Genomic DNA, 16,049 nt, shown 5'->3' with positions numbered 1-16,049 from the left:
ACTCCGCTGGTGCGATGGGGGTGGAACGGGTGCGTCAGGGGGCGGGGCTCCCGTCGCCGGCGAGGGAGACGACGGTGCCGGTGCGCCGGGCCCGCTCGGCGGCCCACACCAGCCGGTGGCTCGCGAGGGACGTACGGGCGTCGGAGAGCAGCGGCGACGGATCACCGGCGGCCAGCGCGGCGACGAACGCGTCGGTGAGGGCCTGGTCCGCCCCGCCGTGGTCCCCGGCGAGCGAGACCTCCTCCCCCTCGTCGGTCTCGACGACCTCACGGGTCCCGGAGACGAAGTCCTCGACGACGAGCCGGACCCCGTCGCCCTCGATGGAACCGTGGGAGCCGAAGATCCGGGTCTTGCGGAACCCCATGGGCGTGAAGGCGGTCGCGGTGAACGACGCGGTCACCCCGCCCTCGTACTCGATCGTGACGACCTGCTGGTCGGCGACGTCGTTGTCGCAGGAGTAGACGCACCTGCCGTACGGCCCGTGCCGCAGGGCCTCGCGCACCCCCTCCGGCGAGGGGTCGAAGGTCAGCGCGCTGAGCGGCCAGTGCACGCGGTCGGGGTCGCCGACGAAGCCGAGGTAGGTGCGGGACGCGGAGTACGGGCAGGAGGACTCGACCGCGCAGTCGAGGCACCGGTCCGCCGCGCCCTCGGGGCGGTTCTCGGGGCGGAAGTGGATGAGCCCGCCGAAGGAGGACACGCGCAGGGCCGGCCGGCCGATGATGTGGGCCAGCCAGTCGATGTCGTGGCAGCACTTGGCCAGCAGCATCGGGGAGGACTCGTCCTCCCGCCGCCAGTTGCCGCGCACGTACGAGTGGGCGAAGTGCCACCAGCCGATCGGCTCGAGGTGCTGCACGCTGACGACGGCGCCGATCCGGCCCGCGTCGATCAGCGCCTTCAGCGCGCGGGTGTAGGCGGAGTAGCGCATGACGTGGCAGACGGCCAGCATCACGCCGGCGCGCTCGGCGGCCTCCGCGATCGCCGCCGATCCGGCCTCGGTGGGCGCCATCGGCTTCTCGAGCAGCAGGTGGTAGCCGCGCTCGGCGAAGGCGACGGCGGGCTCGACGTGGTCGATGTCCCGGGTGGCGACGAGGACCCCGTCGGCCTGGCGGGGCAGCGCCGCCAGCTCCCGCCAGTCGGTGAAGACCTGGTCCGGGCCGAGCCCGTGCTCGGCGGCGGCCCGCTCCCGGCGCTCGGCGACGGGCTCGGCCACGGCCACGACGCGCGCGCGGCCGTCGCGGACCGCGCGGCGGCCGTAGTCCGACCCGCGCATGCCCGCTCCGACGAGGGCCAGGGTGACCGGCATGCGTCTCCCTCCCACTTATTAAAGGAACTTTGTTTAATAAGTGGGAGGATCTATGCTGCGGAACGCGAATGTCAAGGGGGTACAGGTGAGACGAGGCGGCGATCCGTCGCGGCTGCGCCGGCTGAACTCCACGGACGTGCTCGCGGCCCTCTACGCCCAGGGCCCCTGCACGCTCACCGAGGTCAGCGCGGTCACCGGGCTGTCACGCCCGACGGTCGAGGACGTCGTCGAGGACTTCGTCCGCGACCGGATCGTCCGCGAGCTGCCGCCCGAGCCCGGCGGCACCGGACGGCCCGCCCGCCGCTTCCGCTTCGGCGCCGACGAGGGCTTCGTCGCCGGCATCGACATCGGCGTCCACAAGGTCCTGGTGATCCTCGCCAACCTGGAGGGCGAGGTCCGCGAGGTCCGCCGCTCCACGGTCGACCCGGACCTCGGCCGCCCCGAGCGCCTCGCGGTGGCCCGGACCGCCCTCGCCCGCTGCCTCGACGACAGCGGGGTGGCCCCGAGCCGCCTGCGCGCGATCGGCGCCGGGACGCCCGGCGTCGTCCACGACGGCGCGGTCACCCTGTGCACCGTCCTGCCCGACTGGACCGGTCTCGACCTCGGGCGGGCGCTCATGACCGAAAGCCCCGTCCCGGTGGTCGTCGAGAACGACGCGAACCTCGCCACGATCGCCGAGCACTGGCGCGGGGCGGCCCAGGACGTCCGGGACGCCGTCTGCGTCCTCGCCGGCAACCGCGTCGCCGCGGGCGTCCTCATCGGCGGCCGGCTCCACCGCGGGCACCGGGGCGGCGCCGGAGAGCTCGGCCTGCTGCCGGCGCTCCGCTGGGAGGAGGCGCCCGACCGCCTGCTGGCCGCCTGCCCCGGCACCGGCGACCTGGCCGCCGTCTTCGCGGCCGCCCGGTCCGGCGACGCGCGCGCGACGGCCGCCGTCGACGGGTTCACCGACGACCTGGCGACCGGCACGGCGGCACTGCTCCTCGCCGTCGACCCCGCCGTCGTCGTCGTGGGCGGCGGGCTGTCGCGCGCCGGCGATCTGATCGCCGGGGGGCTGCGCGAGCGCCTGGCCGCGCTCTGCCCGCCTCCGCCCGAGGTCAGAGTGTCCGCGCTGGGCGACGAGGCGGTCGCGACCGGCGCCATCCGCGTCGCTCTCGAGCGGGCGACCGAGGACCTGTTCCCCGACGGGCTGCCGGTAGGATCGCTGCCCCCACGATAGGCACGGTGATCATGGATTTCCGCGAGTTCTACGGGCGCGACCCGGAAGGGGTCTGGCGCGCTCCGGGCCGCGTCAACCTCATCGGTGAGCACACCGATTACAACGACGGCTTCGTCCTGCCCTTCGCCCTCGCCCAGGGCGTCACGGCCACGGCGGCCCGCCGCGACGACGGCGTCCTCGAACTCCGCTCCCTGCAGTCACCGGACGCCGTGCGCGTCACCGACCTGCGGCCCAGGGAGGTCACCGGCTGGGCCGCGTACGCCGCCGGGGTGGCCTGGGCGCTGCGCGAGGCCGGACACAAGGTGGGCGGCGCGTCCGTGCTGATCGACTCCGACCTGCCGCAAGGGGCCGGCCTTTCGTCGTCCGCCGCGCTCGAGTGCGCGGTCGGGCTCGCCCTGTGCGACCTGTACGGGATCGAGGTGCCCCGGCCGGAGCTGGCCCGCATCGCCCAGCGGGCCGAGAACGACTTCGTCGGTATGCCGTGCGGGATCATGGACCAGTCGGCCTCCCTGCTGTGCACCGAAGGCCACGCCCTGCTGCTCGACTGCCGCAGCGGCCTGTCCTCGCAGGTGCCGCTCGACCTCACCGGCTTCTCGCTCCTGGTCATCGACACCCGCGCCGAGCACGAACTGGTCGACGGCGGGTACGCCTCCCGCCGTGCCGCCTGCGAGAAGGCCGCGGAGCTGCTCGGCGTCCCGGCACTGCGCGACGTCGAGGACCTCGCCGCCGCGCTCCGGGTGCTCGACGACCCGGTCCTGCGCCGCCGCACCCAGCACGTCGTGACCGACAACCACCGCGTCCAGGCCGTGGTCGGCCTGCTGCGGGCCGGCGCCGTCGCCGAGGTGGGCGCGCTGCTGACCGCCTCACACCTGTCGCTGCGCGACCAGTTCGAGATCTCCTGGCCGGAGGCGGACGTCGCGGTCGAGGAGGCCGTACGAGCCGGGGCGCGCGGCGCCCGGATGGTCGGCGGCGGCTTCGGCGGCTCGGTGATCGCCCTGGTGCCGGTGGACCGCGACGAGCAGGTCCGTGAGGCCGTGACCGCGGCCTACGCCGAGCGTTCCTGGGAGGCACCGCGCTTCCTCGAGGCCTCTCCCTCACCCGGCGCCCGCCGCGTGTCCTGAGCCCTCGCCCGACGCCCGCCGTGTCCTGAGACCCCACTCGGGGGATCACCGCGTGTCCAGAGCCCTCGCGCGACGCCCGCGGTGTGCTGAGACCCCGCTCCGGGGATCGCCGCGTGTCCTGACACGCCGGAATCGCCGGGCAGCGCCATCCTTGGTGACATGCGGCGCTATGAGGCGATAACGGTGTTCCTGCTCCTCGTCGGAGGAGTGCTGCTTCCGGTGGTCGGCTGGCTGATCGGAGCGGTGATGCTCGTCGGCTCGTCGCGCTGGTCGACCCGCGACAAGCTGGCCGGCCTGCTCGTCTGGCCGGGTGGGCTCGCCGCGGCCACCGCGCTCGTCGCCTTCGCTCCGACCCGGGAGTGCGTGTACGTGGACGATGTGAGCGGGCACCACCACGGCGGACAGTGCACCGGCACCGCCCTGTCCGGCTGGCTGGGCGTCCCGCTTCTCACCGTCGCGGTCGTCGGCCCGCTGGTCACCGCCGGCTACCTGGTCTGGCGCGCCCGCCGGGCCGCTTGACCAGGGCCGCTGACCGCGCCGGCGTGATCACCACAGCCGGCCTTGCAGCAGCAACCGGGCGCGTACGGCGCTCACCGCCTGGTGCGCGGGTCCGTCACGGGTGGCGAGGAACAGCGTGTTGATCGGGGGCAGCTCCGGCTCCAGCAGCGGCCGCAGGACACCGGTGGCCAGCTCCGTCGCGCACAGGTAGCGCGGCAGGACGGTGACCCCGGCCCCGGCCGCCACCGCGGCCAGCACTCCCCGCAGATCCGGCACGACCAGCGAGGGTGCCCGGGTCAGGCGGGTCTCGAAGACCGTCCGCCAGTAGCGGCGGATGATCGGGAGGTTCTCCGCGTACGCGACGAGCGGTGCGCGTGCCGGGTCGGCGTCCGCCCAGCGCTCGGCCGCGACCAGGACGAACTCCTCGTCGCACAGCGGATCGGACCGCAGTCCCCGCCGTCGAGGCCGTACGGTCGAGATCACCAGGTCCAGGGCTCCGGCGGCCAGGCCCGCGAGGAGGTCGTCGGTGAGGCCGAGGGTGACCCGGAGCTGCAGCCCGTCGGCCACCAGGTCGGCGAGTGCGGGCAGCGCGCGCACGCAGACCAGCTCCGCGGGGCCGCCCAGGTGCACCGTGCGGCCGAACACCGGCTCCTCCAGCTCGCCGTCCAGTCGCTCCGCCAGCGTGTCGAGCGGGTCGGCGATCTGCCGGGCGAGCTGGTCGGCGGCCGGCGTCGGCGCCATCCCCCGGGGCAGTCGCTCGAACAGCGGACGCCCCAGCGCCTCCTCGAGCGCCTTGACCTGCGCCGTCACCGTGGGCTGCGAGAGCCGCAACAGCGCGGCCCCCTGAGTCACCGACCCCGCGCGGTAGACGGCGAGGAAGGTGCGGAGCAGGTCGAGGGAGACGGCCATGCATCCCATCGTGCCATCGGAAATCCGATACCCGTCCCCGATGAGCACCATTGGTCAGCGATGGGACCCAGCCGCGATGATCTGGGGGTACCGATGGAGGAGGACAGATGTCGAAGCGGGTGCTCATCGCCCTGACCAGCCATGGCGAGCTCGGCGCGACCGGACGGACCACCGGGTTCTACGTCTCCGAGGCCGCCCACCCCTGGGAGATCTTCCGCGCGGCCGGGTACGAGGTCGACCTCGTCAGCGTGGCCGGCGGCGAGCCGCCGAAGGACGGTCTCGACCCGTCCGACCCGGCGCAGGAGGCGTTCCTGGCGGAGGCGCCGGTGTCGGCCACACCACGCCCGGAGGAGGTCGACGCCACGCGGTACGACGCGATCCTGTTCGCCGGAGGCCACGGCACGATGTGGGACTTCCCCGACAACCCCGCCCTGGCCAAGCTCGCCCGGACGATCTACGAGGACGGTGAGGGGGTCGTCGCGGCCGTCTGCCACGGCCCCGCGGCACTGGTCGGCCTCACGCTCGCCGACGGCTCGCCCCTCGTCGCCGGCAAGCGCGTCGCCGCGTTCACGAATTCCGAGGAGAAGGCGGTCGGCCTGACCGACGTCGTGCCGTTCCTCCTCCAGTCGCGGCTGGAGGAGCTGGGCGCGCTCCACGTCGCGGCGGACGACTTCCAGGCCAACGTCGTACGCGAGGGCCGCCTGGTCACCGGCCAGAACCCCGCCTCCGCCCGCGGCGTCGCGGAACAGGTCGTCGCCGCCCTGTCGGGCAAGTGATCCAGGCACGCGAAAGGCCGCCGGACCCCGTAACCGGGGACCCGGCGGCCTTTCACCGCTTCGCATGAGACCGCGTCAGGAGCGGCCGTCCGCCTCGGACTGGGCCAGCAGCTTCGCCACCATCTGGCGGAGCTCGACCTGCCCGGCCACAAGCACGTGGACGGTGTCATGCTCATCCATGCGCCGCTCTAGGTTCGTGACCCGGGCCTGGATGTCCTCCATTACTCCCACGGTGTTTCCGCCTCCTCGGTCGGGGGTTGACAGGTACCGAAGGGGCGACCGCTGGCTGCGGTGAGTTCTTCCCTCCAGGCCCCTGTCTCCGCCCGTCAGCCCCGAACAGGCGGCCTTCGCGGAACCGACCACTTTTGGATCGGCTCTTTGGCCCGATGAGGTTCCTCCTGCGGGAAGGATCACAGGAGTCACTCATCGCGTCAACTCGATCACACAGGGAGACATCGGAGAGAGCGGGAGCTCGTCAGATCAGGCCGAGCTTGCGGACGGCGTCGCGCTCCTCTTCCAGTTCGCGCACCGAGGCGTCGATGCGCTCCTGCGAGAAGGCATCGATGTCCAGGCCCTGGACGATCTCCCACTTGCCGTCCTTGCACACCACCGGGAAGGAGGAGACCAGGCCCTCCGGCACGCCGTACGAGCCGTCCGAGACCACGGCCATGGAGGTCCAGTCGCCCTCGGGGGTGCCGTTCACCCAGTCGTGGACGTGGTCGATGGCCGCGCTGGCCGCCGACGCCGCGGACGACGCGCCGCGGGCCTCGATGATGGCCGCGCCGCGCTTGGCGACGGTCGGGATGAAGGTGTCGCGCAGCCAGGCCTCGTCGTTCACGGCCTCGGCGGCGTTCCGGCCGCCGACCTCGGCGTGGAAGATGTCGGGGTACTGCGTCGCGGAGTGGTTACCCCAGATGGCGATCTTCTTGATGTCCGCGACCGGCGCCTGCAGCTTCTTGGACAGCTGCGCGATCGCGCGGTTGTGGTCCAGGCGGGTCATCGCGGTGAAGCGGTCGGCCGGGACGTCCGGCGCGTGCGACTTGGCGATCAGCGCGTTGGTGTTGGCCGGGTTGCCGACCACGAGCACCCGTACGTCGTCGGCGGCGCCGGCGTTGATCGCCTCGCCCTGCGGCTTGAAGATGCCGCCGTTGGCCTCGAGCAGGTCACCGCGCTCCATGCCCTTCGTACGCGGGCGGGCGCCGACCAGCAGCGCGACGTTGGTCCCGTCGAACGCCCGCTTCACGTCGTCGGTGACGTCGATGCCCGCGAGCAGCGGGAAGGCGGCGTCGTCGAGCTCCATCGCGGTGCCCTCGGCGGCCTTGACGGCCTGCGGGATCTCCAGGAGGCGCAGGTGCACGGGTACGTCGGCACCGAGCAGCTGCCCGGAGGCGATGCGGAAGAGCAGCGCGTAGCCGATCTGACCGGCCGCGCCGGTGACGGTGACATTGACGGGAGTGCGAGTCATCGTGATCTCCAGCTGGTACGAGGCCCGTGCCGAGCGCCGAGCGGAGCTTCGATCGGGTCTCTCGTCGTCGAGATATTCCAGCCGTCAGGCTACCGCGCGCCCGGTCCCCCGCCCGCACCGCCTGGCGTGCATACCGACGACGACGTACGGACCCGCGTGCCCGAGGTGGTAGCCCGGCCCGAACCGGCGCCCGCCGAGCCGCCGGCGCTGTTCTGACCGCGACCACGCGCCTACGGAGTGGGCGCCCAGGTGCCGGAAATCGGACGAGCCGACCGGGCGCCGACGATCCTGAGGGATTCGTCGGGCCGGTCGGCTCGGCTAGGACACGCCCTAGGTCACGCGACGCCGCTGCGGGCGGTCACGCGGGTCACACGGCGAGCGTCGCGAGAGCCTGGTTGAGCGTCGGCGACGGGCGCATGACGGCGGCGGCCTTGGCCGGGTCGGGGTTGTAGTAACCGCCGATGTCGGCCGGGGAACCCTGAACCGCGAGCAACTCCTCGACGATCTTCTGCTCCTGCGAGGTCAGCGTCTCGGCGAGCGGGACGAAGGCCTTGGCCAGGTCGGCGTCGTCGGCCTGCTTGGCCAGCTCCTGCGCCCAGTACAGGGCCAGGTAGAAGTGGCTGCCGCGGTTGTCGATGCCACCCACGCGACGAGTCGGGGACTTGTCCTCGTTGAGGAAGGTCTCCGTGGCCCGGTCGAGGGTGTCAGCGAGGACCTGGGCGCGGGCGTTGCCCGTCGTCTGCGCGAACTGCTCGAAGCTGACCGCGAGCGCGAGGAACTCACCGAGGCTGTCCCAGCGCAGGTAGTTCTCCTTGACGAGCTGCTGGACGTGCTTGGGCGCCGAGCCGCCGGCGCCCGTCTCGAACAGACCGCCGCCGTTGATGAGCGGCACGACCGACAGCATCTTGGCGCTGGTGCCCAGCTCCAGGATCGGGAACAGGTCGGTCAGGTAGTCCCGCAGCACGTTGCCGGTGACGGAGATGGCGTTCTCGCCTCGGCGGATCCGCTCCAGGGAGAAGGCGGTCGCCTCGACCGGGGACTTGATCTCGATCTGCAGGCCCTCGGTGTCGTGCTCGGGCAGGTACCGCTCGACCTTGGCGATCAGCGAGGCGTCGTGCGCGCGGTCCCGGTCGAGCCAGAACACGGCCGGGTCGCCGGTCGCGCGGGCGCGGGTGACGGCGAGCTTGACCCAGTCCTTGATCGCGGCGTCCTTCGTCTGGCACATGCGGAAGATGTCGCCGGCGCCGACGGTCTGCTCGAGGACGGCGTTGCCGGCCTCGTCGAGGACCCGGACCGTACCGGTGGTCGGGATCTCGAAGGTCTTGTCGTGGCTGCCGTACTCCTCGGCCTGCTGTGCCATCAGGCCGACGTTCGGGACCGAGCCCATCGTCGAGGGGTCGAAGGCGCCGTTCGCCCGGCAGTCGTCGATGACGACCTGGTAGAGACCGGCGTAGCTGCTGTCCGGGATGACGGCGAGGGTGTCGTGCTCCTGGCCGTCCGGGCCCCACATGTGACCGGAGGTGCGGATCATCGCCGGCATCGAGGCGTCGACGATGACGTCGCTGGGGACGTGCAGGTTGGTGATCCCTCGATCGGAGTCGACCATCGCGAGCTCCGGGCCCGCGGCGAGTTCGGCGTCGAAGGACGCCTTGATCTCCTCGCCGTCGGGCAGCGACTCCAGGCCCCGGAAGATGCCGCCGAGGCCGTCGTTCGGGGTCAGGCCGGCCGCCGCGAACGTCTCGGCGTACTTGGCGAACGTGTTCGGGAAGAAGGCGCGCACCACGTGGCCGAAGATGATCGGGTCGGAGACCTTCATCATCGTGGCCTTCAGGTGCACCGAGAACAGCACGCCCTCGGCCTTGGCGCGCGCGACCTGCGCGGTGAGGAACTCCCGCAGCGCCGCGACGCGCATGACGGACGCGTCGACGACCTCGCCCGCCCGGACGGGTACCGATTCGCGCAGGACGGTGGTGGAGCCGTCGTCGCCAACGAGCTCGATCCGCAGCGAGCCCGCCTCGGCGATCACCGCGGACTTCTCGGTGGAGCGGAAGTCGTCGGCCGTCATGTGCGCGACGTTCGTCTTCGACTCCGGCGTCCAGGCGCCCATGCGATGCGGGTGGGTCTTGGCGTAGTTCTTGACCGACGCGGGGGCCCGGCGGTCGGAGTTGCCCTGGCGCAGCACCGGGTTCACCGCGCTGCCCTTGATCCTGTCGTACCGGGCTCGGACCTCGCGCTGCTCATCGGTCTTCGGATCGTCGGGGTAGTCCGGCAGCGCGTGGCCCTGCTCCCGCAGCTCGGCGATCGCGGCCTTCAGCTGCGGGATCGAGGCCGAGATGTTCGGCAGCTTGATGACGTTCGCACCGGGGGTGTTGACCAGCTCGCCCAGTTCGGCGAGCGCGTCCGGAATGCGCTGGTCCTCCGTGAGGTACTCCGGGAAGGCGGCGATGATGCGCCCGGCCAGGGAGATGTCACGGGTCTCCACGGTGACGCCGGCGGTCGAGGCGTATGCCTGGATCACAGGCAGGAACGAATACGTCGCCAGGGCGGGTGCCTCGTCCGTGTGCGTGTAGATGATGGTCGAATCAGTCACCGGGTACTCCGCTTCACGCTCAACAACATTCGTCAGCAACTCTCAAATCGAGACAGATGGGCGGGGTCGGCCGCCCTCAGCAGGTCTCAGTCGATCCCTCGCGTTTCGTATCGGCCAGGTGGGTTTCGCAGAGCCCAGGTGTCCAGCGGGCTGGAATGCGCCGCACCCCGGCCCGGGGCGACACGTCGTGACGTGCGGGGACCGCGATGGGGTGGACATTTCGATCAGCATGAGTGACCTGGGGCACATTTTCCAGTAACGCTACGGGCTCCTTACCTGCAGCCTGCATCATCCCACTGCTCATGCGTGGCCTTTCACTGCCCCTTCGCGACGAACGCGACAAGCGTGACGCCGACCGCGGCGGCCGTCATGAGAAGGACGTCCACCCACCTGCGGCGTACGGCGAGCATGCCGGTCTGGCTCTCCGGGAGCACCAGCCGGGCGAGCGCGCCGATGAACACCGCGGCGGCGATCAGCATGCTGCCGCGCCGGAAGTGGTCGGTCGCGACGACGGCCAGGCCGGCCGCGACCCCGCAGAGCACGAAGACGTACGGCAGCTGGCCCAGCCACCGCGGCACGGCCGGGCGGGCCTGGGCGCGCTGCGCCCGGCGGGGGGACGGCGGCGTCCGCGGCCCCGGCACAGGTTGTCCCGCCGAGGGGACGCCCGCCGGGGGCGCATCGTATGACTCCGGTGGCCCGTACTGCTCCGACATGTCCTCTATCTTGGCAGCGCCCGCGCGTGCCCGCTCACCGCTGCTCGAGAGGGACCCACGTACGGTCGTGTTCGCCGACGTACTCGCTGTCGGGCCGGATCAGCCGGTTGTCGGCGTGCTGCTCGATGACGTGGGCGGTCCAGCCGGACATCCGGCTCATGGAGAACACCGCGGTGAACAGGTCGGTGGGGATCCCCAGGAGGCGGTAGACGGACGCGGCGTAGAAGTCGACGTTGGGGAAGAGGCCCTTCGCCGCGAAGACGGCCTCCTCGACCCGGCGGGACACGGTCCACCAACGGTCGTCGCCGGTGCGGTCCGCGAGTTCCTGCGCCAGGTGGCGCAGGTGGGTGGCGCGGGGATCCTCGGTCTTGTAGACGCGATGTCCGAAACCAGGGATCTTCTGCCCGGCGTCGAGCCGGGCCCGTACGGCCGGCGGCGCCTCGTCGGCGCTGCCGATGGTCTCCAGCATGCGCATGACCTGTTCGTTGGCGCCGCCGTGCAGGGGGCCCTTCAGTGTGCCGATCGCGGCGACGATCGCCGAGTGCATGTCCGACAGGGTCGCCGCGCAGACGCGGGCGGCGAAGGTGGAGGCGTTCATCGTGTGGTCGGCGTGCAGGACCAGGCACTCGTCGAAGATCTCCACGTCGCGGCGGGGCGGATGCCGTCCGGTGAGCTGGAGCAGGAAGGTGCCGGCGACGCCGAGGGCGGGGTCGGGGTCGGGGACGGTCGCTCCGCGGCGGGCGGCGTGGTAGCACGCCACGAGGACGGGCTGCCGGCCCGTCAGCCGCGCCGCTTTGCGCAGGTCGGCGGCCCGCTCGTTGCTGCCGGCGTCGGGGTCGTCCGCGCTGGACAGGGAGACGAGCGTCCGCAGCGCCTCCATCGGCGTCTGGCTCCGCGCGACGTCGTCGAGAGCGCCGGTGACGAGGCCGCCGAGCGCCCTGCCCTCGGCCAGGCCGTCCTCCATGGCCGTGAGCGCGGCGAGGTCGGGCAGCGACCCGTAATGGAGGAGATGCACGCACTCCTCAAAGGAGATTCTCCCTGCCAGGTCGTGGATGTCGTACCCCCGGTAGGACAGGAGGCCGCGTGCGCCGTCGATGTCGCTGAGCGCGGTGGAGGCGGCGACGACATCGGCGAGTCCCTTCGACGGCGTGCTCATGGGCCCCTCACTCCTTCCCCGTCCCAGCGGTCTTGGTGGCCCCTTCCGGACGGGTCGGATGTCCCGTAATCTCCGGTGTACTCGGTCCTACCCACCGGTAGGCGGGTGTGACCATGGCCGGTCCGGGTAACCAGGCAGACAGGGGTCGCTAACTACTGGAGGGACCGCTGTGGAGGGCCCGTACATACGGATCGAAGAAACCGGCACGGTACTGCCACTGCGCTCCGAGGTCACGACGATCGGGCGAGGTCGTGGCGTTGACATACGCCTCGACGAACCGAGCGTCTCGCGGTTGCACGCCGAACTGGTCCGCCGTGGTCCGTACGTCTACGTCGTGGACCTCGGACTGTCGCGCAACGGCACGCGGGTGAACGGGCGGCCGATCGCGCGCCGTGTGCTCGAGGACGGTGACGTGGTGAGCTTCGGCGCGGCACGCTGCCGGATGGGCGGCATACCGCGCGAGGACGTCGACCCGGACGTCGAGTTGCGCCGTGCCGTCGCCCCGGAGCTGACGCGTCGCGAGATCGACGTGCTGACGGCGCTGTGCCGCCCCGCCCTGTCCGACGAGGCGTTCGTCGCGCCGGCCACGGCCCGGGAGATCGCCACCGATCTGGTGGTGACGGAGGCGGCGGTCAAGCAGCACCTGCTGCGGCTGTACCAGAAGTTCCGCATCCCGGAGGGCGCCAACCGCCGCACCCGGCTCGCGAACGAGGTCATCGCGCTCGGGCTGGTCCGCCCGCTGCCGCCGGTCCACGTGCCGCCCCAGGGCGGCCGACCGCCGGAGCCGGCCCGTCGCCCGGAGGCCACCCGGCCGGGCACGCCCCCGCAGCCGCGTCAGCCGACCGCTCCCGGCCAGCCGACCGCTCCGGGACGCCGCGCCAGCTGACGTCGCGAGAAGAGCCCACGAGCCCGCTCTGGGAAGAAGCCGTACGGCCCGGCGGCCCGCAACTGCGGTGCGCGCCGGGACCGAACACGCCCGTGCGGGGAAGCCTCAGATCGCGGACTTCTCCGCGGCCTCGACGACGTTGGCCAGGAGCATCGCCCGGGTCATGGGACCCACTCCCCCGGGCATCGGCGCGACCCAGGCGGCGACCTCGCGGACGCCGGGGTGGACGTCGCCGACGAGGCCCTCGTCGGTGCGCGTGATGCCGACGTCGAGCACGGCCGCGCCGGGCTTGACCATGTCCGCGGTGAGCAGGCCCGGAACGCCGGCGGCCACCACGATGATGTCGGCCTCGCGGGTGTGCGCGGCGAGGTCCTTCGTCCCGGTGTGGCAGGTGGTGACGGTGGCGTTCTCCGACCGGCGCGTGAGCAGCAGGCCCAGCGCGCGGCCCACCGTGATGCCCCGGCCGATGACCGTCACGTCGGCGCCCCGCAGGGGCACGTCGTGGCGGCGCAGCAGCTCGACGATGCCGCGCGGGGTGCACGGCAGCGCCCCGGGCTGCATCAGGACGAGACGCCCGAGGTTGACCGGGTGCAGGCCGTCGGCGTCCTTGGTCGGGTCGATGCGCTCGAGGACCCGCTGCTCGTCCAGGCCCTTCGGGAGCGGCAGCTGGACGATGTAGCCGGTGCACGCCGGGTCGGCGTTGAGCTCGTCGACGACCGCCTCGACCTCGGCCTGGGTGGCGGTCGCCGGGAGGTCACGCCGGATGCTGGCGATCCCCACCTCGGCGCAGTCGCGGTGCTTGCCCGCGACGTACGCCATGCTCCCCGGGTCCTCGCCGACGAGCACGGTGCCCAGACCGGGGACGATCCCCCGCTCGCGCAACGCGTCGATGCGTACCTTCAGCTCCGCGCGGATCGCCGCGGCGGTCGCCTTGCCGTCGAGAATTCGTGCGCTCACGGGTCAATCCTCTCAGCGTGGGAAACCTACAGCTCGTCCTGGTCGGCCCGCTGCCGCCAGGCGACGACGCGGTCGGTGACGTGCCAGCTCGCGGACCCCGCGAGAACGGCGGCCAGCACGGCGGCGACGAGGCCGATCAGCGGACGGACCTGGTCGGTGAGCGCCGCGCTCCGGGCGATGACGGCCACGCTGAACTCGAGGAACCCGTTGGGCACGATGTCTCCCTGGGGGCTGCGGTCGCCGGGGACGGGGCCCCGGCGACCTGATGGGGTCAGTGGAAGAAGTGGCGGACCCCGGTGAAGTAGAGGGTGATACCGGCCTTGGCGGCCGCCTCGATCACCTCTTCGTCGTGGATGGACCCGCCGGGTTCGACAATAGCCGTGACTCCGGCGTCCACGAGCACTTGCAGACCGTCCGCGAAGGGGAAGAAGGCGTCGGAGGCGCCCACCGCCCCGGTGGTGCGGTCGCCGGCCCGCGAGACCGCGAGGCGCGCGGAGTCGACCCGGTTGACCTGGCCCATCCCGACGCCGACGGTCGCGCCGTCGGCGGCGAGCAGGATGGCGTTGGACTTCACCGACCGGCAGGCCCGCCAGGCGAACGCCAGGTCGCGGAGCGTGGCCTCGTCGGCGGGCTCACCCGTCCTGAGCTCCCACGTCGTCGGGTCGTCGCCGGGGGCGTCGATCCGGTCCCGCGTCTGGGCGAGCAGCCCGCCGTCGATCTGCCGGGTGTCGACCTGACCGGCCGGGCCCTCCGGGCAGACCAGCAGCCGGAGGTTCTTCTTCTTGGCCGTGAGCAGCGCCAGGGCCTCCTCGTCGAACCCGGGGGCGACGATCACCTCGGTGAAGATGTCGGCGAGCTGGCGTGCCATCTCGGCCGAGACCGGCCGGTTGGTGGAGATCACGCCGCCGTACGCCGAGACCGGGTCGCAGGCGTGCGCCTTGCGGTGCGCCTCGGCGATGTCGGCGCCGATCGCGATGCCGCACGGGTTGGCGTGCTTGATGATCGCGACGCACGGCTCGGCGAAGTCGTACGCGGCGCGGCGGGCCGCGTCGGCGTCGACGTAGTTGTTGTAGGACATCTCCTTGCCGTGCAGCTGCTCGGCACCGGCCAGGCCGCCCTCGCCGTCGGTGTAGAGCGCCGCCTCCTGGTGCGGGTTCTCGCCGTAGCGCAGGACGGCCTTGCGGGTCCGGACCGCGCCGATGACGTCCGGCCAGCGGGCGTCGCTGTCCGGCGCGTACGCGCTCGCGAACCACGACGCCACGGCCACGTCGTACGCCGCGGTGTGGGCGTAGGCCGCCGCCGCGAGCCGCTTGCGCTGCTCCAGCTCGAACCCGCCGCGCCGGACGGCCTCCAGGACCTGGTCGTACGCGGTCGGGTCGACGACCACCGCGACGCTCTGGTGGTTCTTGGCGGCGGCGCGCACCATGGCCGGGCCGCCGATGTCGATCTGCTCGACGATCTCGTCCGGGGTGGCGCCGGAGGCGACCGTCTCCCGGAACGGGTACAGGTTGGAGATCAGCAGGTCGAACGGCTCGACGTGCAGGTCCTCGAGCTGCTGGACGTGGTCCGGGTTGCGGCGGTCGGCGAGGAGCCCGGCGTGCACCTTCGGGTGCAGGGTCTTGACGCGGCCGTCGAGGCACTCGGGAAAGCCGGTGAGCTTCTCGACCTTCATGACCGGGACGCCCGCCTCGGCGATCCGGGCGGCGGTCGACCCGGTCGAGACGATCTCCACGCTGGCCTGGTGAAGGCCCTTGGCGAGCCCTTCGAGACCGGTCTTGTCATAGACGCTGATCAGCGCCCGCTTGATCGCGATGCGGGTCACCCGATCCTCACTTTCCTGTTCTCGATGGTCCATCCCTCGCGGACCAGACGGCCCACGGTCCGCACGAGCAGCGGGCGTTCGACCGCCTTGATCCGCTCGTGCAGCGAATCCTCGTCGTCGTCGTCCAGGACGGGAACGGCCTCCTGGGCGACGATCGGGCCGGTGTCGACCCCGGCGTCCACGAAGTGCGCGGTGCAGCCGGCCACCTTCACGCCGTACTCCAGCGCCTCGCGCGCGCCGTGCGTGCCGGGGAAGGACGGCAGCAGCGCGGGGTGCGTGTTGATGACCCGGCCGGCGAAGCGATCGAGGAACCGCTTGCCGAGGATCTTCATGAAGCCGGCGGAGACGACCAGGTCAGGAGCGTACGCGTCGACCGCGCCGGTCAGCGCGGCATCCCACGCGTCCCGCGTCGGATGGTCTTTGAGTCGGACGACGAAGGTCGGCACACCGGCGCGCTCGGCACGCCGCAGCCCCTCGATGTCGTCGCGATCAGCGCCCACGGCAGTGATCCGAGCGCCATAAGCTGGATCGACACACGCGTCGAGCAGCGCTTGTAGGTTGGTCCCCGCACCGGAGACGAGGACGACGAGCCGGGCGGACACCGTGACTCCCAGGAACGACTGGTGGGCGGGTGTAC

Annotated in this window: 16 protein-coding genes; 5 read left to right on the top strand and 11 right to left on the bottom strand. The window is 72.1% G+C overall.

Features of this window, described 5'->3' with window-relative positions:
* Positions 1-34 precede the first annotated feature (34 nt).
* Positions 35-1,303 (bottom strand): Gfo/Idh/MocA family protein, encoded by a 1,269-nt coding sequence (locus ABEA24_RS05385; RefSeq protein ID WP_345429486.1) that lies wholly within the window; start codon positions 1,301-1,303, stop codon positions 35-37.
* Between the two features lie 85 nt (positions 1,304-1,388).
* On the opposite strand from ABEA24_RS05385, the gene ABEA24_RS05380 reads away from it, so the two are divergent.
* From ABEA24_RS05380 to ABEA24_RS05370, 3 genes are all read left to right on the top strand, one after another.
* Positions 1,389-2,519: an ROK family protein gene (locus ABEA24_RS05380; protein WP_345429485.1), complete on the top strand. Its 1,131-nt coding sequence runs from the start codon at positions 1,389-1,391 to the stop codon at positions 2,517-2,519.
* A gap of 11 nt (positions 2,520-2,530) precedes the next feature.
* Positions 2,531-3,640: a galactokinase gene (gene galK / locus ABEA24_RS05375; protein WP_345429620.1), complete on the top strand. Its 1,110-nt coding sequence runs from the start codon at positions 2,531-2,533 to the stop codon at positions 3,638-3,640.
* A gap of 159 nt (positions 3,641-3,799) precedes the next feature.
* Complete coding sequence (locus ABEA24_RS05370) at positions 3,800-4,159, top strand: hypothetical protein (RefSeq protein WP_345429484.1); 360 nt, start codon at positions 3,800-3,802, stop codon at positions 4,157-4,159.
* Positions 4,160-4,186: 27 nt separating this feature from the next.
* On the opposite strand, the gene ABEA24_RS05365 is transcribed toward ABEA24_RS05370, so the two are convergent.
* Positions 4,187-5,047, bottom strand: coding sequence for a LysR family transcriptional regulator (locus tag ABEA24_RS05365; protein WP_345429483.1), 861 nt, complete (start codon positions 5,045-5,047; stop codon positions 4,187-4,189).
* Between the two features lie 107 nt (positions 5,048-5,154).
* Here ABEA24_RS05365 and ABEA24_RS05360 point away from each other — a divergent pair, with 107 nt between their 5' ends.
* Positions 5,155-5,823, top strand: a complete 669-nt coding sequence (locus tag ABEA24_RS05360) for a type 1 glutamine amidotransferase domain-containing protein (protein ID WP_345429482.1) — start codon at positions 5,155-5,157, stop codon at positions 5,821-5,823.
* A 75-nt stretch (positions 5,824-5,898) separates the two neighbouring features.
* Here the strand turns inward: ABEA24_RS05360 and ABEA24_RS05355 are convergent, their stop codons facing one another.
* The 5 genes from ABEA24_RS05355 to ABEA24_RS05335 all read right to left on the bottom strand — a co-directional run bounded on the left by ABEA24_RS05355 (position 5,899) and on the right by ABEA24_RS05335 (position 11,747).
* Complete coding sequence (locus tag ABEA24_RS05355) at positions 5,899-6,054, bottom strand: hypothetical protein (RefSeq protein ID WP_345429481.1); 156 nt, start codon at positions 6,052-6,054, stop codon at positions 5,899-5,901.
* Positions 6,055-6,298: 244 nt separating this feature from the next.
* Complete coding sequence (locus ABEA24_RS05350; RefSeq protein WP_345429480.1) at positions 6,299-7,288, bottom strand: malate dehydrogenase; 990 nt, start codon at positions 7,286-7,288, stop codon at positions 6,299-6,301.
* A gap of 367 nt (positions 7,289-7,655) precedes the next feature.
* Positions 7,656-9,878, bottom strand: a complete 2,223-nt coding sequence (locus tag ABEA24_RS05345; RefSeq protein ID WP_345429479.1) for an NADP-dependent isocitrate dehydrogenase — start codon at positions 9,876-9,878, stop codon at positions 7,656-7,658.
* 314 nt (positions 9,879-10,192) lie between these two features.
* Complete coding sequence (locus tag ABEA24_RS05340) at positions 10,193-10,591, bottom strand: DUF3017 domain-containing protein (RefSeq protein ID WP_345429478.1); 399 nt, start codon at positions 10,589-10,591, stop codon at positions 10,193-10,195.
* Positions 10,592-10,625: 34 nt separating this feature from the next.
* Positions 10,626-11,747, bottom strand: a complete 1,122-nt coding sequence (locus ABEA24_RS05335) for a citrate/2-methylcitrate synthase (protein WP_345429477.1) — start codon at positions 11,745-11,747, stop codon at positions 10,626-10,628.
* Between the two features lie 169 nt (positions 11,748-11,916).
* Here ABEA24_RS05335 and ABEA24_RS05330 point away from each other — a divergent pair, with 169 nt between their 5' ends.
* Positions 11,917-12,633 (top strand): FHA domain-containing protein, encoded by a 717-nt coding sequence (locus ABEA24_RS05330; RefSeq protein WP_345429476.1) that lies wholly within the window; start codon positions 11,917-11,919, stop codon positions 12,631-12,633.
* Positions 12,634-12,738: 105 nt separating this feature from the next.
* Here the strand turns inward: ABEA24_RS05330 and ABEA24_RS05325 are convergent, their stop codons facing one another.
* Genes ABEA24_RS05325 through purN form a run of 4 tightly spaced genes read right to left on the bottom strand, consistent with a single transcriptional unit; the run spans position 12,739 to position 16,014 of the window.
* The gene (locus tag ABEA24_RS05325; protein ID WP_345429475.1) at positions 12,739-13,590 is read right to left on the bottom strand and encodes a bifunctional methylenetetrahydrofolate dehydrogenase/methenyltetrahydrofolate cyclohydrolase; all 852 of its coding nucleotides are present in this window, start codon (positions 13,588-13,590) and stop codon (positions 12,739-12,741) included.
* A gap of 26 nt (positions 13,591-13,616) precedes the next feature.
* On the bottom strand, positions 13,617-13,805 hold the full coding sequence (locus ABEA24_RS05320; protein ID WP_345429474.1) for a hypothetical protein: 189 nt from the start codon (positions 13,803-13,805) through the stop codon (positions 13,617-13,619).
* 56 nt (positions 13,806-13,861) lie between these two features.
* Positions 13,862-15,412, bottom strand: coding sequence for a bifunctional phosphoribosylaminoimidazolecarboxamide formyltransferase/IMP cyclohydrolase (gene purH, locus ABEA24_RS05315; RefSeq protein ID WP_345429473.1), 1,551 nt, complete (start codon positions 15,410-15,412; stop codon positions 13,862-13,864).
* Entirely contained in the window at positions 15,409-16,014 is a 606-nt protein-coding gene (gene purN / locus ABEA24_RS05310; protein ID WP_345429472.1) for a phosphoribosylglycinamide formyltransferase, read from the bottom strand. The genes purH and purN overlap by 4 nt, the downstream gene beginning before the upstream one ends.
* Positions 16,015-16,049 lie beyond the last annotated feature (35 nt).

Origin of the sequence: Actinoallomurus vinaceus (assembly GCF_039542055.1) — a bacterium.
Classification (GTDB): domain Bacteria; phylum Actinomycetota; class Actinomycetes; order Streptosporangiales; family Streptosporangiaceae; genus Actinoallomurus; species Actinoallomurus vinaceus.
Note: the sequence above shows the minus strand (reverse complement) of the source record. Positions and strands in the feature narration are given on the sequence as shown.

Excerpts from the sequence above, each read along its gene's own strand:
- ABEA24_RS05385 (WP_345429486.1), bottom strand. The coding sequence starts at position 1,303 with ATGCCGGTCACCCTGGCCCTCGTCGGAGCGGGCATGCGCGGGTCGGAC.
- galK (WP_345429620.1), top strand. The coding sequence starts at position 2,531 with ATGGATTTCCGCGAGTTCTACGGGCGCGACCCGGAAGGGGTCTGGCGC.
- ABEA24_RS05370 (WP_345429484.1), top strand. The coding sequence starts at position 3,800 with ATGCGGCGCTATGAGGCGATAACGGTGTTCCTGCTCCTCGTCGGAGGA.
- ABEA24_RS05365 (WP_345429483.1), bottom strand. The coding sequence starts at position 5,047 with ATGGCCGTCTCCCTCGACCTGCTCCGCACCTTCCTCGCCGTCTACCGC.
- ABEA24_RS05360 (WP_345429482.1), top strand. The coding sequence starts at position 5,155 with ATGTCGAAGCGGGTGCTCATCGCCCTGACCAGCCATGGCGAGCTCGGC.
- ABEA24_RS05350 (WP_345429480.1), bottom strand. The coding sequence starts at position 7,288 with ATGACTCGCACTCCCGTCAATGTCACCGTCACCGGCGCGGCCGGTCAG.
- ABEA24_RS05340 (WP_345429478.1), bottom strand. The coding sequence starts at position 10,591 with ATGTCGGAGCAGTACGGGCCACCGGAGTCATACGATGCGCCCCCGGCG.
- ABEA24_RS05335 (WP_345429477.1), bottom strand. The coding sequence starts at position 11,747 with ATGAGCACGCCGTCGAAGGGACTCGCCGATGTCGTCGCCGCCTCCACC.